Annotated in this window: 16 protein-coding genes and 1 pseudogene; 14 read left to right on the top strand and 3 right to left on the bottom strand. The window is 55.0% G+C overall.

Features of this window, described 5'->3' with window-relative positions:
* Window positions 1-257: 257 nt before the first annotated feature.
* From BDD18_RS05845 to BDD18_RS05830, 3 genes and pseudogenes are all read left to right on the top strand, one after another.
* Complete coding sequence (locus BDD18_RS05845) at window positions 258-1346, top strand: IS5 family transposase (protein WP_142081327.1); 1089 nt, start codon at window positions 258-260, stop codon at window positions 1344-1346.
* Between the two features lie 221 nt (window positions 1347-1567).
* Window positions 1568-2083: an MgtC/SapB family protein gene (locus BDD18_RS05835; RefSeq protein ID WP_170207376.1), complete on the top strand. Its 516-nt coding sequence runs from the start codon at window positions 1568-1570 to the stop codon at window positions 2081-2083.
* A gap of 198 nt (window positions 2084-2281) precedes the next feature.
* A pseudogene (locus BDD18_RS05830) lies at window positions 2282-3421 on the top strand (methyl-accepting chemotaxis protein); the annotation flags it as partial.
* Window positions 3422-3476: 55 nt separating this feature from the next.
* On the opposite strand, the gene BDD18_RS05825 reads toward BDD18_RS05830, so the two are convergent.
* Complete coding sequence (locus tag BDD18_RS05825) at window positions 3477-3788, bottom strand: HU family DNA-binding protein (RefSeq protein WP_066698437.1); 312 nt, start codon at window positions 3786-3788, stop codon at window positions 3477-3479.
* A 264-nt stretch (window positions 3789-4052) separates the two neighbouring features.
* Window positions 4053-4235, bottom strand: a complete 183-nt coding sequence (gene lptM, locus BDD18_RS05820; protein WP_082758858.1) for an LPS translocon maturation chaperone LptM — start codon at window positions 4233-4235, stop codon at window positions 4053-4055.
* A 12-nt stretch (window positions 4236-4247) separates the two neighbouring features.
* Between lptM and cyaY the strand changes: the two genes are divergently transcribed.
* Complete coding sequence (gene cyaY / locus BDD18_RS05815; RefSeq protein ID WP_044397066.1) at window positions 4248-4577, top strand: iron donor protein CyaY; 330 nt, start codon at window positions 4248-4250, stop codon at window positions 4575-4577.
* 81 nt (window positions 4578-4658) lie between these two features.
* Here cyaY and BDD18_RS05810 read toward each other — a convergent pair whose 3' ends face one another.
* A complete protein-coding gene (locus BDD18_RS05810) occupies window positions 4659-7052 on the bottom strand; it encodes a penicillin-binding protein 1A (protein ID WP_142081870.1) in 2394 nt (797 codons plus the stop codon).
* 261 nt (window positions 7053-7313) lie between these two features.
* Between BDD18_RS05810 and BDD18_RS05805 the strand changes: the two genes are divergently transcribed.
* From BDD18_RS05805 to BDD18_RS05760, 10 genes are all read left to right on the top strand, one after another.
* The gene (locus BDD18_RS05805) at window positions 7314-8393 is read left to right on the top strand and encodes a pilus assembly protein PilM (protein ID WP_044397018.1); all 1080 of its coding nucleotides are present in this window, start codon (window positions 7314-7316) and stop codon (window positions 8391-8393) included.
* Entirely contained in the window at window positions 8390-9016 is a 627-nt protein-coding gene (locus tag BDD18_RS05800; protein ID WP_142082536.1) for a PilN domain-containing protein, read from the top strand. The genes BDD18_RS05805 and BDD18_RS05800 overlap by 4 nt, the downstream gene beginning before the upstream one ends.
* Window positions 9013-9699, top strand: a complete 687-nt coding sequence (locus BDD18_RS05795; protein WP_066698424.1) for a type IV pilus inner membrane component PilO — start codon at window positions 9013-9015, stop codon at window positions 9697-9699. Before BDD18_RS05800 ends, BDD18_RS05795 begins: the two co-directional genes overlap by 4 nt.
* Before the next feature lie 38 nt (window positions 9700-9737).
* Window positions 9738-10241, top strand: coding sequence for a pilus assembly protein PilP (locus BDD18_RS05790; RefSeq protein WP_066698421.1), 504 nt, complete (start codon window positions 9738-9740; stop codon window positions 10239-10241).
* A complete protein-coding gene (locus BDD18_RS05785; RefSeq protein WP_142081869.1) occupies window positions 10238-12376 on the top strand; it encodes a type IV pilus secretin PilQ in 2139 nt (712 codons plus the stop codon). Before BDD18_RS05790 ends, BDD18_RS05785 begins: the two co-directional genes overlap by 4 nt.
* 22 nt (window positions 12377-12398) lie before the next feature.
* The gene (locus tag BDD18_RS05780) at window positions 12399-14765 is read left to right on the top strand and encodes a hypothetical protein (RefSeq protein ID WP_142081867.1); all 2367 of its coding nucleotides are present in this window, start codon (window positions 12399-12401) and stop codon (window positions 14763-14765) included.
* Window positions 14766-14916: 151 nt separating this feature from the next.
* Window positions 14917-16041: a 3-dehydroquinate synthase gene (gene aroB, locus BDD18_RS05775; protein ID WP_142082534.1), complete on the top strand. Its 1125-nt coding sequence runs from the start codon at window positions 14917-14919 to the stop codon at window positions 16039-16041.
* A 67-nt stretch (window positions 16042-16108) separates the two neighbouring features.
* The gene (locus tag BDD18_RS05770; RefSeq protein WP_142081865.1) at window positions 16109-17269 is read left to right on the top strand and encodes a deoxyguanosinetriphosphate triphosphohydrolase; all 1161 of its coding nucleotides are present in this window, start codon (window positions 16109-16111) and stop codon (window positions 17267-17269) included.
* Between the two features lie 124 nt (window positions 17270-17393).
* Window positions 17394-17999: a DUF1415 domain-containing protein gene (locus tag BDD18_RS05765; RefSeq protein ID WP_244939034.1), complete on the top strand. Its 606-nt coding sequence runs from the start codon at window positions 17394-17396 to the stop codon at window positions 17997-17999.
* Window positions 18000-18028: 29 nt separating this feature from the next.
* Entirely contained in the window at window positions 18029-18928 is a 900-nt protein-coding gene (locus BDD18_RS05760) for a class I SAM-dependent methyltransferase (RefSeq protein ID WP_420837309.1), read from the top strand.
* The last annotated feature ends 6 nt before the right edge of the window (window positions 18929-18934 follow it).

The following is an 18934-nucleotide window of genomic DNA, read 5'->3' as shown; positions in this document are numbered from 1 at the left end:
TGGCGTGCAGGTGTGCGGGGCACTGTGGGTTTTGTCCTGCACAAGGTCTGCCTGCACGCGAATGGGTGGCTAGTGAGGCCTGCGTCAAAGTAGCTCATTCAGGTTTCCGCCCTGCTTTGCACTCGTGTGATTCCCAACGCGCCATGCACCGAGGGATTGGCCGTGAGAGTTCTAACAGGCCGTTGAAAAATCCCCCGCCGACGCTGGCGTCGGCCAGTACGATCTGAAGCCATCGGCGAACAACCCAGACGAGGACGATGAGAGGCAACCAAGACTTCCAGGGGGCGATGTTCAGCTACATCAGCCTTGAAGAGCGCGTGCCGCAGACACACCCGCTGCGCAAACTGCGCGCCGCAGTCGATGCGCTGCTGGCGACGATGAACCGCGAGTTCGACGCGGTGTACGCCCGCCGGGGCCGCCCCTCGGTGCCGCCGGAGATGCTGCTCAAGGCCCTGCTGCTGCAGATCCTGTTCTCCATCCGCAGCGAGCGCCAGTTGGTCGAAGCGGTCAACTACAACCTGCTGTACCGCTGGTTCGTGGGCCTGAACATCGAGGACAAGGTCTGGGACCACTCCACCTTCAGCGCCAACCGCGAGCGGCTCTTCAACGAAGACTTGGCCCGCGCCTTCTTCGAGCGGGTCAAGCACACCGCCGATTGGGCGAAGTTGACCAGCGACGAACACTTCAGCGTGGACGGCACGCTGATCGAGGCCTGGGCCTCGCACAAAAGTTTCAAGCGCCGGGACGACGACCAAACCCCGACTGAGGGGCGCAATCCCGAGGTGGACTTCAAAGGACAGCAGCGCTGCAACGACACCCACGCCAGTACCACGGACCCCGATGCCCGGCTGTTCAAGAAGAGCGCGGGCGACAAGGCTCGCCTGTGCCACATGGCGCACATCCTCATGGAAAACCGCAACGGTCTGATCGTGGACGTGGAGATCACCCATGCCAGCGGCACCGCCGAGCGCGAGGCGGCGCTCGCGATGCTTGGGCGCCGGGACAACAAGAACAAGCGGGCTACGGTCGGGGCCGACAAGGGCTACGACAGCAAGGCCTTCATCAAGGGCTGCCGAAAGCTCAAGGTCACGCCGCACGTGGCGGCCAAGGACAAGCACTCGGCGGTGGATGCCCGGATCACCCGACACGAGGGCTACAAGACCAGTCAGAAGGTGCGCAAGCGCATTGAGGAGGCCTTTGGCTGGATCAAGACCGTGGGTGGTCTGGCCAAGACCAAGCTCATCGGTCAGGCCAAGCTCACGGGTCAGGCGCTGCTGTGCTTTGCCACCTACAACCTGGTGCGCATGGGCAGCATCGGCGGCTGGTGGGACGCGCATCATGCGTGAGCCCGGGGATACGTGCGCCCGAAATGGGCGAGATGGCCTGCAAACAGGCCAGATTGGCCGGTGCAATCGCTGCGCAGACGCGTCTGGGCCACTCGTTTCTTCGAAAACAGCGTCCCTGATGCGTTCGATGCCCACTTTTTCAACGGCCTGCTAAAGAACCGCCACGACCCGGATCCTGGCTTTGGAGTGGACTCTGACTTTTTGCTTGGTGGGAGGTGACTGTGAATGACCTTTGGGTGCAGGTAAGCGAAACTATTGCAGCGGAGTTTTCGGATGTGCCTGATGCTGCGCAGGCCACCAGAATTGTGGTGCGCTTGGGTATGGCCGCATTGTTGGGTGGCCTGCTGGGCTACGAGCGAGAACACGCAGGCAAGGCCGCTGGTGTTCGCACCCACATGTTGGTGGCCATGGGCGCTGCCCTCCTGGTCTTGACTGCCGAGCAAGCGGGCGTGCAACCGGCGGACAACAGCCGCGTGCTCCAAGGCATCATCGCCGGGATCGGCTTCTTGGGTGCCGGCACCATCCTCAAAGGCGATGCAGAAAGCCAGGTGCGAGGCCTGACGACGGCTGCCGGAATCTGGTTGACCGCTGCGATTGGCGTGGCCACGGGGCTTGGGCGTGAAAGTACGGCATTGCTTTGTACTGCGCTGGCGTTGATCGTGCTGTGGCTGGTGCCTCGGGTGTGCTATGCACCAATGCCCCGCCACAAGCCTGGTGAACCAGACCGTCTGCCCTGAGTGGGGCTGGGCAATCCCCATGAAGCGCGATGGCGTTAATTGGCGATCTACCACTTATTGCTGACCACTCGTGATGAGTGGCGAGACGGCTTTTTCACCAACAGGGCGGATGAGCAGTTCCATATAGTGACGGAAGACCGGCTGCCAAAGGTTATCAACCTGCATGTCCTCAAGGAGGGTGTGGTGGGTGCCAAACAAGACGCCTATTTCCAGGGAGTGGATCGGCTCATCGGTTTCCAGCAATCGCTGGCGAAAACTGCCGCGTCCGCGCTGGATACCTTGCGGTTTGCGGTCATCACACTTGCTTTGCTGGCATTGGTGACGGCTGCGGTCGTTGGCGTTCGCATCACGAAATCCACCACGGCACCCCTGCAGGAGGCCGTAGATTTGGCCCGTGCTGTTGCTGCGGGCGACCTCACCCGCAGCATCCGCGCTGAGGGACGCAGCGAAACGGCGCAACTGCTGCAGGCTCTGGGTGATATGCAAAACGCCCTGATCACCTTGGTGAGTAACGTGCACCAAGGCGCTGAAGCGGTATCCAACGCATCGGCAGAGATTGCGCAGGGCAACAGTGACCTGTCTTCACGCACTGAAAGCCAAGCCAGTTCATTGGAGGAGACGGCCGCTTCCATGGAGCAACTGAACTCCACAGTACGCCAAAACGCAGAAAACGCCCGCCAGGCCAGCCAGATGGCGCACGCTGCCTCAACGGTTGCCGTGCAAGGGGGAGCAGTGGTGAGCGACGTGGTTCGGACCATGAAGGAAATCAACGAAAGTTCGAACCGCATTTCCGACATCATCGGTGTGATCGACAGCATCGCATTCCAAACCAACATCCTTGCCTTGAATGCGGCTGCTGAAGCCGCCCGCGCTGGAGAGCAGGGGCGTGGATTTGCCGTGGTGGCGAGCGAGGTCCGCAGTCTCGCAGGTCGCTCTGCCGAGGCAGCCCGTGAGATCAAGAGCCTGATCAGTGCGAGTGTTGAAAGAGTAGAGGCAGGCTCGACGCTGGTCGATCAGGCGGGGCAGACCATGAGCGAAGTAGTGACTTCCATCCGTCGTGTGACCGATATCGTCAGTGAAATCAGCGCTGCCAGCTCAGAGCAGAGCCAGGGAGTGGATCAGGTCAACGAGGCCGTCACGCACATGGATCAAGCCACGCAGCAGAACGCTGCGCTGGTCGAAGAGATGGCTGCTGCCGCGGCGAGCTTGAATGGGCAAGCCCGTGACTTGGTGAGCACGGTGTCAGCTTTCAAGTTGGATTCTGGTTCTGCCCGCACTGCGCTTACTAGTGATGCATCTCTGTCTCACATGAGGCTTGCCCAGGCTGCCGGACAATAAAAACCGCCAATGCGGTTAGGCATTGGCGGTTGCATATAGCTGGCAATGCAGAGATTTATTTGCCTGCCTTCTCTGCTTTGCGCTTGGCTGCTTTCGGGTCCACCACGGCCTTGAACTTCGCACCCGCCACAAACTTAGGCACAGTGGTCGCCGGAATCTTCAGGGCGGCGCCAGTGGAGGGGTTCTTACCTGTGCGTGCTGCACGCTTCGCAGATTTGAAAGTACCAAATCCCACGAGTTGGACAGCATCGCCCTTCTTGACTGCTGTTTGAATGGTGTCGATCAGCGTTTCCAGTACAGCATTGGCGGCTGCCTTGGACAGGTCGTTCTTGGAGGCGAGGATTTCAACGAGTTCTGCGCGGTTCATAGATGCTCTGTGGTTTAAAAGTGTTGAGATGCCGGTTTATAGCTCAATCTGTGTAACTTGCGTTGATTGTGATCGGTTCGCTTACCCAGTCTCAGAAGACTCTTCATGCCGATCAGCTACCAACTTCTGCGATGCAAGCAGCCATAGCAATTCAGTTCGAATCTGTTCAGTTGAAGTTCAAACCCCCAGGGGTGCACAACGTCAACAGTTTCGTCGACTCTCCACCTCAGGAGAGGCTGTACGACCCTAGTGCGCACGATGTCGTTACTTTGTTTTTTCTCTTGGTTCGGATGAGGCGGGGTTCAGTGTCTCGGGCAACGTTGCTCGCTTTTGAGCCTCAGGAGAACTCGGTAAATAAAGGGGCCCGCGCTGCCCGCATCCGACCAAGGCTGCCGCACTGCCAGCAAGGACAAGCGCACTCACTAGAATTTGGGCTGCTTTCAACATATGCAAATTGTAATGACTGATCTTGAATTCATGGATCTTGCGGAGAAGCTCCTGCTTGCGGTAGAGCGTAGCTGCGATGACATCAATGAGGCCTCTGATGCCGATATTGATAACCAGCGGTCCGGAGGAATGATCACTTTGACGTTTCCCAACCGAACCCAAATCGTGATCAATCTGCAAAAACCTCTTCACGAGATCTGGATGGCTGCTAGATCGGGCGGATACCACTATCGATATGACGGGTCTTCTTGGCAAGACACCAAAGGCGAGGGTGAATTTTTCGCTTGCTTGAGTCGAGCTGCCTCACTTCAGGCCGGGATCCCTTTGACATTCGCGGGATGAGACGACAGGGCAGGGTTGCCCCAATCCATGTCGTGCTCCAGCGAATGTCAATTGAACTGGGCTGCGCGCTGATACCCCGACCTAGTTTTTGAAAAGATCCAAAATACGGTTACGCTCTTCTGCCGCCGGCTGCTGTGGCGGCGCTGCAAGAGGTGTCGTGGAAGATCCTTTGTCTTCCAAGCCCAGGCTAGGTACGCCGCTGCGTGCATATTCTTCATAGAACCAATCACCCCCAACGTTCACCACGCCCGCAGGCACCTTAGGTTCCGTGATTGGCACGCCTTTGAGTGCTCTGTCCATGAAACTGATCCACACGGGTAAGCTCAGCCCCCCTCCAGTTTCGCGACTGCCCAGATTTCGCGGTGTGTCGTATCCGATCCAGGTGACCGCCGCCACAGTGGGTTGGTACCCCGCGAACCAAGCGTCCACAGAGTCATTCGTAGTGCCTGTTTTGCCCGCCAAATCCGTGCGTTTGAGCGTTGCTTGTGCTCTAGCGGCAGTTCCAGAGCGGGTCACCTCTTGCAGCAGGCTGTTCATCACAAATGCATTTCGTGCATCAATAGCCCGATTCGTCTCGTCGAGTGTCGGAGGTGTGGTTTCCGAGATAACTCGGCCTTTGTGATCTGTGACTTTAGTGATCAGCCATGGGTGCACGCGATAGCCGCCGTTAGCAAATACCGAATAAGCCGCAGCCATCTGCATAGGCGTGACCGAACCTGCGCCCAGTGCCATGGTCAGATAGGCTGGGTGCTTCTCGGCATCAAATCCAAAACGTGATACCCATTCCTGGGCCGTTTTCGGACCCACTGACTGAAGAATCCGGATGGAAATCATATTTTTAGATTTGGCCAAGCCCGTCCGCATGGTCATTGGCCCGTCATATTTGCCATCGTAGTTTTTTGGCTCCCAGGGTTGGCCTCCTGTCGTGCCGGCATCAAAAAACAGCGGGGCATCGTTGATCACCGTGGCAGGAGTAAAGCCTTTCTCCAAGGCTGCCGAGTAGATGAAGGGCTTGAAACTGGACCCTGGCTGTCTCCAGGCTTGAGCTGCGTGATTGAACTTGTTTTTATCGAAGTCGAACCCACCCACTAGAGCTTTGATGGCTCCTGAACGAGGGTCCAAAGCGACAAACGCCCCCTCGACTTCTGGCAGCTGTGTAATCTCCCAGTTCTTTGCTCCTTTGGAGATTCGTATGACAGCACCTCGGCGGATTTTGATATTGGGGGCTGCTTTGTCGCTCAAGCCAGACTGCACCGGCTTCAGTCCATCGCCCGTGACTTCAATGACATCCCCGTTGGCACGTGCGACCACAACTTTTTTTGCCGTGGCTTCAAGCACCACAGCAGCAAGCACATCGCCGTTATCGGGGTGGCTGGCCAGAGCTTCGTCAATCGCATCTTCTACTTCTGGCCCCTCTCCTGATGGGAGTGCTACGAATTTCTCCGGCCCCCTGTAATGTTGCCGACGCTCGTAATCCATGATCCCACGCCGCAGAGCGGTATAGGCGGCTTCTTGGTCCCCAGCGTTGAGCGTGGTGTACACGTTAAGACCGCGTGTGTAGGCTTCGTTGCCATACTGAGCAAAGATAAGTTGCCGGGCCATCTCTGCCACGTACTCCGCGTGCACTCGCGTATTGCTCAACCCTGACCGGATTTTCAGTTCTTCCTTTTTCGCTTCAATGGCTTCCTGTTCTGTGATGAAGCCGTTCTCCTCCATGCGTTCAATGATGTACAACTGACGCGACCGGGCACGCTTAGGATTGTTGATGGGGTTGTAAGCTGATGGGGCCTTGGGAAGGCCTGCCAGCATAGCCGCCTCGGCGATGGAGATAGATTGGAGAGGTTTGCCAAAATATGCTTCAGATGCTGCTGCGAAACCATATGCACGGTTACCAAGAAAAATCTGATTCATATATATTTCAAGAATCTGATCTTTCGTGAGCAAGTGCTCAAGCTTGAATGTGAGTAATATTTCGTAAATTTTGCGGGTAAATGTTTTTTCTGAGGAGAGGTAAACATTTCTGGCAACTTGCATGGTAATCGTAGAAGCGCCTTGGCTTTTAACCCTGCCAACGTTTGCCAGCCCCGCACGCACAATCCCTTTGTAGTCCACGCCGCCATGTTGAAAGAAGCGGGTGTCTTCGATCGCCAAAACAGCATCCTTCATCACCTGCGGGATGTCTTGGATCGGAGTCAAATTTCGCCTCTCTTCTCCAAACTCGCCGAGCAAAGCTCCCTCAGAAGAGAAGACGCGCAGTGGCAGCTTGGGGCGGTAGTCCGCCAAGTCCGATACGTCTGGAAGATTGGGGTAAGCGACCGCGAGCGCGATCAACACAGTCAGCGCTAAACCGACCGCCGATGCGGCCGCTAGGCCTAAGCCCCAGGCCAAAATTTTTAGAAGAGTGCTTGTCCATTTGCGGCTGGCGCTGGACTTCGGGGTGGCATGTGGGGCTTGATCGGAGGGGCGGGAAGGCATATCGCTGCTCAAAACTGTTCAGAGCATTATAAAAATGCTGGCAAAAATTACGCCGAGTTGAAGTAATGGGGGCTCAATGCCGTTGAAAACGGCAGAGTGGCTATGTAACTCACAGGAGACGCAAAAAACCGTCTTGTTTTGGCAATGTTCGATGGCTCGTAAGCAGGCAAAATTCTTTGCCGGAGAACTATCTTACTGATAGCATTCAAGTGAAGTGTTAAGTTTTGTTGCGTTATTTATACAAATTACAGGGGGCCAATCTTGATCTCAATGGGATCTTTGTTCAGTCGTCAGGCTGCACCTCTGCTGGGTATCGACATCAGTTCGTCTAGTGTCAAGCTGGTCGAGTTGGGAAAGGACAAGGCGGGAGGCCTGGTTCTTGAACGTTGCGCTATCGAGCCCTTGGAGCGTGGCTGGATAACGGATGGCAACATCGAAAAATTCGACGAGGTTGCTGAAGCAGTGCGCCGCGTTGTCAAGAAAAGTGGTACTCGCACAAAGAACGTAGCGCTCGCTCTCCCTTCATCAGCCGTGATCACCAAGCGCATAACTTTGCCCGGGGGGATGACTGAGCAGGAGCTTGAGGTTCAGGTGGAGTCTGAGGCAAATCAGTACATTCCGTTCTCGCTGGATGAGGTGAGTTTAGATTTTTGCGTTATTGGCCCTAGCAAAAACTCCCCTGGTGACATTGATGTGCTTATTGCTGCCTCGCGGCGGGAGAAAGTCCAAGATCGACAGGGCTTGGCGGAGGCGGCAGGCCTCAAGCCTATCGTTGTTGACATCGAGTCCAATGCATCCCGCTTGGCTGCCGGGCGGCTGATAGAAGCCTTGCCGGGGAAAGGCTCAAATGCCATGGTGGCCCTCTTCGAGGTGGGTGCTTTGACCACGAGCATGCAGGTGATTTTGAACGACGAGGTGCTGTACGACCGAGATCAGGCATTCGGTGGTGCCCAGCTTACACAACTCATCGTCCGCCAATATGGATTCTCCGTGGAGGAGGCTGAGACCAAGAAGCGAAACGGTGATCTGCCGGAGGACTACCAGTCGGCGGTTCTGCGCCCCTTCGTCGATAGTATGGCTCAAGAGATCGTAAGAGCTCTTCAGTTCTTTTTCACCAGTACCCCGCACAACCGTGTGGATCACATCATGCTGGCCGGAGGCTCTGCCCCTTTGCCGGGATTGACTGAGGCTGTGACTCAGCAATCTGGTTTTCCATGCAGCTCACTCAATCCTTTTGATGGTATGGAGATTGGAAGCGGGGTGCGATTGAAGAAGATGGTGCGTGAGGCGCCCTCTTATCTGACATCGTGTGGACTGGCTATGCGGAGGTTTTTGCGGTGATTTTGATTAATTTACTTCCTCACCGAGAGGTTGCCAGAAAGCGCCGCCGGGAAGCATTCCAGGCATCTTTGTTTGCCTCTTTTTTGGTGGGGCTAATCATCGCGGGTGTGATTTACTGGTGGCTGCAAATGTTGATAGCGGATCAGCAGGGGAGAAACCAATTTTTGAGCCGGGAAATTGCCGTTTTGGAGGGGCAGATAAAGGAAATAGGCACGATCGAGGAGGAAATATCAGCGCTTATTTCTCGGCAAAAAGCTGTCGAAAATCTTCAGGCAGATAGAAATATGCCAGTTCATTTGCTGAATGAACTGGTGCGTCAGCTGCCTGATGGGGTGTATGTATCTAATTTTAAGCAAAGCAACAACACCGTCATGATGCAGGGGGTGGCGCAGTCGAATGAGAGAGTTTCTGAGCTTCTAAGAAACCTTTCGAACAACACGCCATGGATTTCTAAACCGGAGTTGCTTGAGATTACTGCAGCGAATGTTTCTGTGGGCCCTAAAGATCAGCGCCGTGTGGCTAGCTTTAAGATGCAATTCATCCTGATGCGTCCTAGTGAAGTTGCAAAAGCTTCCGGTGCTTCATCCACAAAAACTGGTGTGTCAGGGGAAAAGCAACCATGACCAATAAGAAATCATCTTCGCGACTTAACCTAGAGGATCTGCAGATATATCTGCAGCGTCAATTTGGTGGGTTGGATGCAAAAGATCCGTCGCTTTGGCCTGTTTTGCCGCGCGTTTTGTTGTATGTTGCTACCTCCATGATCGTGGCAGTGGTTCTGTGGTTTGTGGTCTTGCAAGATTATGTGGCAGAGCTGGAGACTGAGCGAAGCACAGAGGTATCACTTCGTGCCGATTATCAGAAAAAACTCTTAAAAGCTGTGAGCTTGGATGCTTTGAAAAAGCAGCGTGAGCAGGTGCAGCAGTATGTTCTTCAGTTAGAGAAACAATTGCCCAGCAAGGCGGAAATGGCTGCTTTGCTCTCTGATATCAATCAAGCAGGTCTTGGGCGCAGTTTGCAGTTTGAGCTTTTCAGGCCTGGGCAGTTAGTGGTTAGAGACTATTACGCAGAATTGCCTATTGCGTTAAAAGTAACTGGCAAGTATCACGACATTGGCTCTTTTGCTGCTGATGTGGCACATCTTTCTCGCATTGTCACTCTGAATGATCTATCGATTTCTGGAAATCCGAAAGACACCAATGTGCTAGTTTTGGAGGGGACGGCTCGAACTTTTAGGTACTTAGATGGGGAAGAAATTCAGGCTCAACGAAAAGCTGGTTCCACTAAACCGGGAGCTTCCAAGTGATTGCGCCTAAATTAGTACTTATACCTCTGATTGCAGGGATGCTTTCTGCATGTGTTTCCTCTAGTGAAGATGATTTGCAGCAGTGGATGGCAAATGAGAGGGCGCAAACTAAACCTCGTGTGACTCCTATATCGGAGCCGAAAAAGTTCGAACCTCAGGCCTACGTTGTGGCGTCTGAAGTGGATCCGTTTAACAGTTTGAAATTGGTTCAGGCGTTGAAACGGGACTCTTCCCAAACAGGTGCGAATGCTTCGCTCATAGCGCCGGAGCAAATCAGGCGGAAGCAGCCTTTGGAGGCGTATCCATTGGATACCATGGCAATGGTGGGAAGTCTCACCAAAGCTGGCAAGCCGACTGCTTTGTTAAAGGTTGATAATCTTCTATACCAAGTTCAAGTCGGTGATTATCTTGGGCAGAATTACGGTCGTGTAGTGAAAATAACTGAATCTGCAATTCAGTTGAGGGAAATTGTCCAGGACTCCACTGGGGATTGGACCGAGAAAATGACTTCACTCGATTTGCAAGAGGGTGCAAAAAAATGATCCTGAAAAATAATTTATTCATCAAGAATATCCAACGAGGGACTTTGGCCTTCTGCGCTGTCGCCGTTCCGTTCTTTGCAATTGCAGATCAGGCTATACGATCAGTGACTGGCTCCGTTCAGGGGGGGGCAGAGGTGCTCCGTGTAGAACTCGCCGAGCCTTTGTCTGCCTTGCCAACCGGCTTCTCTACCCAGTCCCCTGCTCGCATTGCGTTGGATTTCCCTGGAGCCACGAACGGCTCCGGGCGGAGCGTGGTGGAAATTAATCAAGGCAATCTTAGGTCTGCAAACGTGGTGGAGGCAGGTGGGCGATCACGAATCGTTCTGAACCTTAAACAGCCCACATCGTACAAGGCAGAGTTGCAGGGCAACTCGTTGCTGATCATGTTAGATGCGGTGAGTTCTTCGTCTCCGAATCAGGTGCAGACCCCTGTAAAGTTTTCGGATAGCTATAACAACAATACTCTTGCAATCAAAGATATTGATTTTCGTCGTGGCGCTGATGGCTCTGGACGAGTGATCGTGGAGCTGCCTAACAATCAGATAGGTGTTGATCTTCAGCAGCAGGGTAAAGGACTGGCGGTTGAGTTTCTTCGGTCTAGCTTGCCTGAGGGCTTGCGTCGCCGGTTAGATGTGGGTGACTTTGGTACCCCCATTCAAACGGTGACCACTACTCAGCAGGGCGATAAAGTTCGGATGTTGGTTGAGCCAGTCGGTGAGTGGGAGCATAGTGCTTACCAAAGCGATAATCAGTTTGTTATTGAGGTTCGTCAGAAAAAAATCGATCTTTCAAAGCTGACTTCTGGCCCAAGCTATAGCGGAGAGAAATTGTCTTTGAATTTCCAGAATATTGAAGTTCGCTCACTTTTGCAAGTTATTGCAGACTTTACCAATTTCAATATTGTCACGTCAGACACGGTAACTGGGGCACTTACCCTGCGTTTAAAGGACGTTCCGTGGGACCAGGCTTTGCAAATCATCATGGATGCCAAGGGTCTCGGGATGCGAAAAACTGGCAGCGTGCTGTGGATCGCTCCTAAAGACGAGATAGATGATCGTACGAAGAAGGATTATCAGGCTGCTCAAGCAATTCAGAGATTGGAGCCTTTGCGGACTCAGGCATTTCAGTTGAATTATGCTAAAGCCGCGGATATGGTTAATCAACTCACCACTTCTAGCGGCTCCACTGCTGGTAGTAGTTCAAACAGGTTTCTTTCTGAGAGAGGGAGTGCGATTTCTGAACCCCGAACTAACCAAATTTTTGTCACGGATACGCCGGCAAAGCTGGAAGAGGTTCGCCAGCTTTTGAATACCTTGGATGTCGCCGTACGACAAGTTGTGATTGAGGCTCGTATTGTTGAGGCGCGTGACACATTTGGTCGCTCTCTCGGTGTGAAGCTTGGAGGTGGAGACCTTCGCGCTCAGCGAGGGGGAGATGGGGGGTACGGTATTGGTGGTAACAATCGCATAGCATTTGGCACCAGCTACCAAAATGCTACAACTTCCACTGGCTATGGGTCTACATTCGATACTTCGGGTACGTTCGTTAATTTACCAGCATCTTTGTCCGGAGTCGAAAATTTTGGATCTTTTGCTCTTTCCATTTTTAATTCGGCAGCTAACAGATTTTTGACACTTGAGCTCTCTGCCATGGAGGCGGAAGGGCAAGGTAAAATTGTTTCTAGCCCAAGATTGATCACTGCGGATCAGACAAAAGCTCTGATCGAGCAGGGGACTGAGTATCCCTATTCGGTTACCGCACCTAACGGAGCTACTACTATTGCTTTCAAGAAAGCTGTTTTGAAGCTCGAAGTTACACCTCAGATAACGCCAGAAGGTAATATTATCTTAGACTTGGATGTGAACAAGGACAGCCGAGGTGAAACGACAACCCAAGGTGTTGCGATTGATACAAAACATATTAAAACTCAGGTTTTGATTGAAAATGGTGGCACGGTTGTTATTGGTGGTATTTTTGAGATGGAAGAGTCAAATCAGGAAAATAAAATTCCTGTTTTGGGGGATGTGCCGGTGGTGGGCAATTTGTTCAAGAGCCGGACAAAAGAGTCTTCGAAACGTGAAATGTTGGTTTTTATTACGCCGAAGGTCATTACTGACCGTGGTCCAGTGCGATAAATAAATTCATGATTGGAAAAAAATGCGAAAACTTTTCAGAATATTGACTGTGCCATTGGTGGCCGTATTGGTGGCTTGTGGAGGGGGTGGGGGAGATGCTGGAACGACAGGTTCTGGCGGAAGTGGCACCGGTGCCACCACTTCTCAAGACACCATTCTCACTGTGGTTCTAAAAAATCCTAATGACACCAGTGCTGAGTCGATTGCGGCAGGCGGCGGCAGTGTTCTGGAGTCAACTCTTAAGACCAAGGCTGGCAAGCCGGTGGCAGGACAGATTGTTACCGTTTACAACAGCATTTTGAACGACTTGGTGGTTTATCCCAGTGGAGTGACAGCTACGACAGACAAGGATGGAAAAGCAACCGTAAAAATTTCGCGCTCCGCACTAGATCGGTATGGTTCTGTACCTGTCTATGCAAAGTTCGAAGGAACGGTATGTAATCCGTCTTGCAGTGCAAACGTTGTGCAATACGGCTTTTCGAGTTCAGAGTTTCTGAATGTTCGTGCGGACCCGCCGGTCCTCCGTATGGAACTTCGTGACGCTTCTAATCAGCCTACAACATCAATTGGGACAACTGGTTTCACGACGGTGCGTGCTTCGCTCAAGTTCATTGATGGAACCCCGGTACCCAACAAACGCATTGACATCAGTGGTGACCCAGCGCGAGTGTCCTTTCCTGAAGGCTCATCCCAACTCACGGACTCGCAGGGCGTAGCTTCCATCAAGGTGATTCGCGCAGCTCTGAATGCAAATGGCGCCGGTACCCTTGACGGTTCTTCCACACTCGCTGGAACGACGGCCAGTGGCTTTGTTGAGACCACGGTGGTGAAGTCTGTACTCGACTACCAGGTTGGTAATGCCAATATTGCGCTGACTGGACTCAATCTCGGCACGGGGAGTTTGGCGGCCTTTGGTAATCGGCCTATTTCGGTAAAGGTCAACGTCAACGGCACGTTGGCTTCGGATGTGCCGGTTCAGGTGACCTTCAACGCCAGTTGCGGTGTAGTCAGCCCTGCTGTCGTCAACACCGATGGCACCGGAACAGCCAGCACAACTTACACGGCTACTCTGCCCAATTGCGCGGGCACCAACGTCACTATCAGCGCAACGGCGGTTGGCGCAAACTCTCTGACTGGCATTGTTCCCGTGGCGCCGTCCGTGGCGACTAATGTGCAGTTTGTCAGCGCATCTCCCCAATTGATCTATTTGCGTGAATCGGTCGGCACCACGCAAGCCCAAGTGGTGTTCAAGGCGGTCGATTCGAGTGGAAATCCATTGCAAAACAAGAAGCTGCGCCTTTCGCTCAGCAACAGTTCTACAGGGGTGAGCCTCGACAAGGTAGATAACATCAGTTCTGTGGATCTGACGACTGACAGCCAGGGTCTCGTTTCAGCTGCGGTCTATTCCGGCACTGTGCCCACATCGTTGAATGTGCGCGCCACTTTGCTCGATGCCAACGATGCGCCAACCAACGTGTTCTCCAATTCCAACTTGCTCACCGTGGCGTCTGGCCGGGCAGTGCAGCGCTCGCTCAGCTTGGCATTTGATAAGCTGAGCATTGAAGGCGCGAACACAGACGGAACAGAGGCGACCGTGACGCTGTCAATGGCAGACCGTCAAGGCAATCCTGTACCGCCGGGCACCCAAGTGAACTTTGTGACTGAATCAGGTGTGATACTGCCTGCTGTGTGTTTCGTTCCCCCAGTAACACCTGCAACTGCTTCGTCTCCTGCAATTCCTACGTCTTCTTGTACGGTCAAAATTCGCAGCCAAGGCACACGTACTGCAAACGGCCTGGTTTCGGTGCTGGCTTATGTCGAGGGCGAAGAAGATTTTGTGGATGTGAATGGCAACAACATCTACGACGCGGGCGACAGCTTTACTGACTTGGGTCGTGCATTCCGTGATGACAATGGCACTGCGGTGACCGGCACCAATGGTGTTTACGACACAGGTGAGTTCCAGGTTCCACGCGTATCTGCCGCCGCTTGCGTGGCCGGTTCAGGCTGTGTCGGTGATGGCGTCTGGGGTGCGGCTGACGTTCGCAAACAAGCAACTATCGTTTTCGCAACTGGCAGTTCTACCATTGTGGGAACTGCGTCTGCAACAATGCTGAACCTGATAATCGCAGACAGAAACGGCAACAGCATGCCTACGGGTACGGATGTTGCTGTTGACGCTGGAACTGCAGAATCAACCTCTCCTAACGGAGCAACCACACCCGGAAAATGCGGTGCCGATAAAGCCTTTAGCGCCAAAATCGCTAATACGCTGGCGCCGTCGCAATTTAATATCCCGTTGGTTGGGTGTGTTGCAGGGAGCTTTGTAAACGTTACCACCACATCGCCTGCTGGTTTGGTTACACGGGGTACAGTTGTCGTCCAGTAACGCCTCGCTCGCTTTGCAGGGCTAGCGGTGACGCAGTTCTGATCAATGGACCGTCGGCTTTATGCCGGCGGTTTTTTTTGTGGTGAGGCAGTTCGTTGCTAGCCTAAACTTTGTATTTATTTCAACGATGCATATCACTCCACTTTCCGGCATGCGGCATGTCGACTCTGTGTCGGGGCTTGATGCGCAAAACGTAATCATCAACTTGGCCGAGCGCAGCTACCCCATCGCCATTGGCGCCGGCCTGCTGGCCACGCCCGCCACCTACGCAGCGCTGCCCAAGGCGGCCGCTGCCCTCATCGTCACCAACACCACGGTGGCGCCGCTGTATGCCGATGCCTTGCGCACGGCCCTGGCGCCCAAGTACGCACAGGTGCATCTGGTTGTCCTTCCAGACGGCGAAGAACACAAAAACTGGCCAACCCTGAACCTGATTTTCGATGCCCTGCTGCAGCACGGCTGCGACCGCAAGACCGTGCTGTTTGCGCTAGGGGGCGGTGTGGTGGGCGACATGACGGGCTTTGCTGCTGCCAGCTACATGCGAGGTGTGCCGTTTGTGCAGGTGCCCACTACGCTGCTGGCGCAGGTGGATTCGTCGGTGGGTGGCAAAACCGCTATCAACCATCCGCTGGGCAAGAACATGATTGGTGCGTTCTACCAGCCGCAGCTGGTGGTGTGCGACCTGGCCACGCTCGATACCCTGCCGGTGCGCGAGCTCAGCGCCGGCCTTGCGGAGATCATCAAATACGGACCGATTGCCGACATGGACTTCATGGGCTGGCTGGAAGAGCACATGGATTCGCTTTTGGCGCGCGACCGCACGGCGCTGGCGCATGCGGTGCGGCGCAGCTGCGAGATCAAGGCCTGGGTGGTGGGGCAGGACGAGCGCGAGGCCGGACTTCGCGCCATTTTGAATTTTGGTCACACCTTTGGCCACGCCATAGAGGCCGGCATGGGTTATGGCGCCTGGCTACATGGTGAGGGTGTGGGTGCAGGCATGGTGATGGCGGCCGAGCTGTCGCACCGGCTGGGCTTGGTAGATGATGCGTTTGTGGCGCGCTTGAAGGTGCTGGTGCAGCGTGCCGGACTGCCCCTGCGTGGCGCGGTGCTGGATGCTGCCGACAATGCTGGTCGCTATCTGGAACTGATGCGCGTGGACAAGAAGGCGGAGGCGGGCGAAATCCGTTTTGTGCTGATTGACGGGCCGGGCCGGGCCTGCGTGCGTGCCGCGCCCGATGCGCTGGTGCGTGAAGTGATTGATGCCTGTTGCGCCTGATTGCTATTAATTTGATAGCTTCTGGCGCTTATCTGATGAGCGCTAGAAGTCGGTTTAATGCGAAGCCATGAATCTTGCCCCGTTTGCGTGTCATCCTGCCAACAGCAAAGGTCGCCTGCACCCTGAGGTGGCTGCTCCGACCCGCACGGACTACCAGAGGGATCGCGATCGCATCGTTCACTCCACCGCGTTCCGGCGCCTTGTCTACAAGACGCAGGTGTTCCTGAACCATGAAGGTGACCTTTTTCGTACGCGGTTGACGCATTCCCTGGAGGTTGCCCAGCTGGGGCGTTCCATTGCCCGGGCGCTTCAGATCAATGAGGATTTGGTGGAGGCGATTTCGCTGGCGCATGATTTGGGGCATACCCCGTTTGGCCATGCGGGGCAGGATGCGCTCAACGAATGCATGAAGCCTTTTGGTGGGTTTGAGCACAACCTGCAGAGTTTGCGGGTGGTCGATAGCCTGGAAGAGAGATACCCCGCCTACGATGGCCTCAATCTCACGTTTGAAACCCGGGAGGGCATCCTCAAGCATTGCTCTTTGCAGAATGCGCAGCGCCTAGAAGCTCAAGAGCCGAATGGCGTGGGATGGCGGTTTTTGCACAAGCAGCAACCGAGCCTAGAGGCCCAGCTGTGCAACTTGGCTGACGAAATTGCCTACAACGCGCACGATATTGACGATGGTGTGCGCTCTGGGCTGTTGACGTTGGATCAGCTGGACGATGTGCCGCTGTTTGCGCGCTTTCGTGACGAAGCGACCACAGAACATCCGCAGTTGCTGGGCCAAGGCATGCAGCGCCGCTGTTTGCATGAATCCATCCGTCGAATGCTCAGCGCGCAGGTTTACGACGTGATGGACGCGACGCGTGCGGCGATCAATGAATACCGGCCGACCGACGTGGAGTCGGTGCGTGCATTGCCGGTTCTGGTGCGTTTCAGTCCGTTGATGCGTGAGCAGTCTCTAGAGCTCAAGCGGTTTTTGTTTCGCTCCCTGTACCGTCACCCCCAGGTGATGGAGATGACTGGAAATGCAAAGCGGATTGTGCGAGATTTGTTTGCCATTTACGTGCACAGCCCGGCTGAGATGAAGCCAGCCTTCGCATCGAAGGCGCAACAGGGCGACGACGCGGTGCGCGCCGTGACTGTGGCTGACTTCATCGCCGGAATGACAGACAGGTTTGCCATTCGCGAACACGAGCGTCTGTCGGGTGAGCGCTTGATGGCTTGATGGAGCGTGGCCGAGCGGCCAAGGCGGCCCGGCGCCTACAATTTGCGCCTTCGCGTGTCGCGACCCTCACCCTGCGTGCCTGATGCCATCTTCCCCACATTCCTCTTTGACCGAAACCAGCCCTATGCCCGACGGCATCCGTGAAGACGTGGTGCTGCAAGACACCGTGCGATGGCTGGAGCGCGCGGTCATCGGCCTGAATCTATGCCCGTTTGCCAAAGGCGTGCACGTCAAAAGGCAGGTTCATTACGTGGTCAGCCCGGCGGCAGGGTCGCAGGCGTTGCTGGGCGATTTGCGACGCGAGCTCTTGGCGCTGAACGCGATCTCTGCTGAAGAGCGCGATACGACGTTGCTGATCGCGCCTGCGTGCATGCAAGACTTCCTGGATTTCAATGACTTCACCGCGTTGGCCGATGATTTGATTGAAGAACTGGAGCTTGACGGCATCTTGCAGGTGGCTTTCTTTCACCCCCAGTTCCAGTTTGCTGGCACGCAGGCAGACGACGTTTCCAATTGCACCAACCGCACGCCGTATCCCACCTTGCATTTGTTGCGTGAAGAAAGCATCGACCGCGCTGTGGCCGTTTTTCCCGAGGCTGATGCCATTTTTGAGAGAAACATTGAAGTGCTGGAAGGTCTGGGGCCGCAGGGGTGGGCGGACCTGGATGTGGGGCCCAGGTGCCCTATGCATGCGCAGCCTTCAGTGAACGATCAGGGGGATAACGCATGAATGCTCCACGCCAAGCCTACCGTCAGGGGATGAAAACGGGAAAGCCGACCGCTCATGTGACGGCGAAGGAGCGCGGCGCTGATGCTGCGGTGATGCAGGAACTGCGTCCTGGCCAATCCATTGAGCTGCTGCAGGAACTGCACATCCTGACCAGAGAAGGAAAGCTGAACCAGGACTCTCGCCGCAAGCTCAAGCAGGTGTACCACCTGTTCAATTTCATTGAGCCTTTGCTGCAAGACTTCTCGGCGGAGGGGCGCAGCCCTACGCTGGCGGACCATGGAGCGGGCAAGTCTTACCTGGGGTTCATTCTGTACGACCTGTACTTCAAGGCGCTGGGTCGTGGGCATATCTATGGCATTGAAACGCGCGCCGAACTGGTCGAGCGATCACGGTTATTGACGGAGCGCCTGGGTTTTGGCCGCATGTCATTTCTCAATCTATCGGTGGCCGAGTCGATGGATGCGGCCGAGTTGCCCGCCCAGATTGATGTGGTCACTGCCTTGCATGCCTGCGATACCGCGACCGATGACGCCATTGCCTTCGGCCTTCAGAAGCAGGCCAGGGCCATGGTGCTGGTGCCTTGCTGCCAGGCTGAAATGGCGGCCTGCTTGCGGCGTGACAAAGCTTTGCAGCTGGGGCGCACACCGCTGGCCGAGTTGTGGCGCCACCCACTGCACACCCGGGAGTTGGGCAGCCAGGTGACCAACGTGTTGCGCTGCCTCTATCTGGAGGCGCAGGGTTACCAAGTCACGGTGACCGAGCTGGTGGGGTGGGAGCACAGCATGAAGAACGAGCTGATCATTGCGCGGTACACCGGTCAGAAAAAGCGCAGTGCGGCAGAGCGCTTGGTGGCGCTGCTGCGCGAGTTCGGTCTGGAGCAATCCATGGGCCCGCGGTTCGGCCTGGGAGCAGCGCAGCCTGAGCAATAAAATGGG

It is taken from the genome of Acidovorax temperans (assembly GCF_006716905.1).
Lineage (GTDB): Bacteria > Pseudomonadota > Gammaproteobacteria > Burkholderiales > Burkholderiaceae_C > Acidovorax > Acidovorax temperans.
Note: the sequence above shows the minus strand (reverse complement) of the source record. Positions and strands in the feature narration are given on the sequence as shown.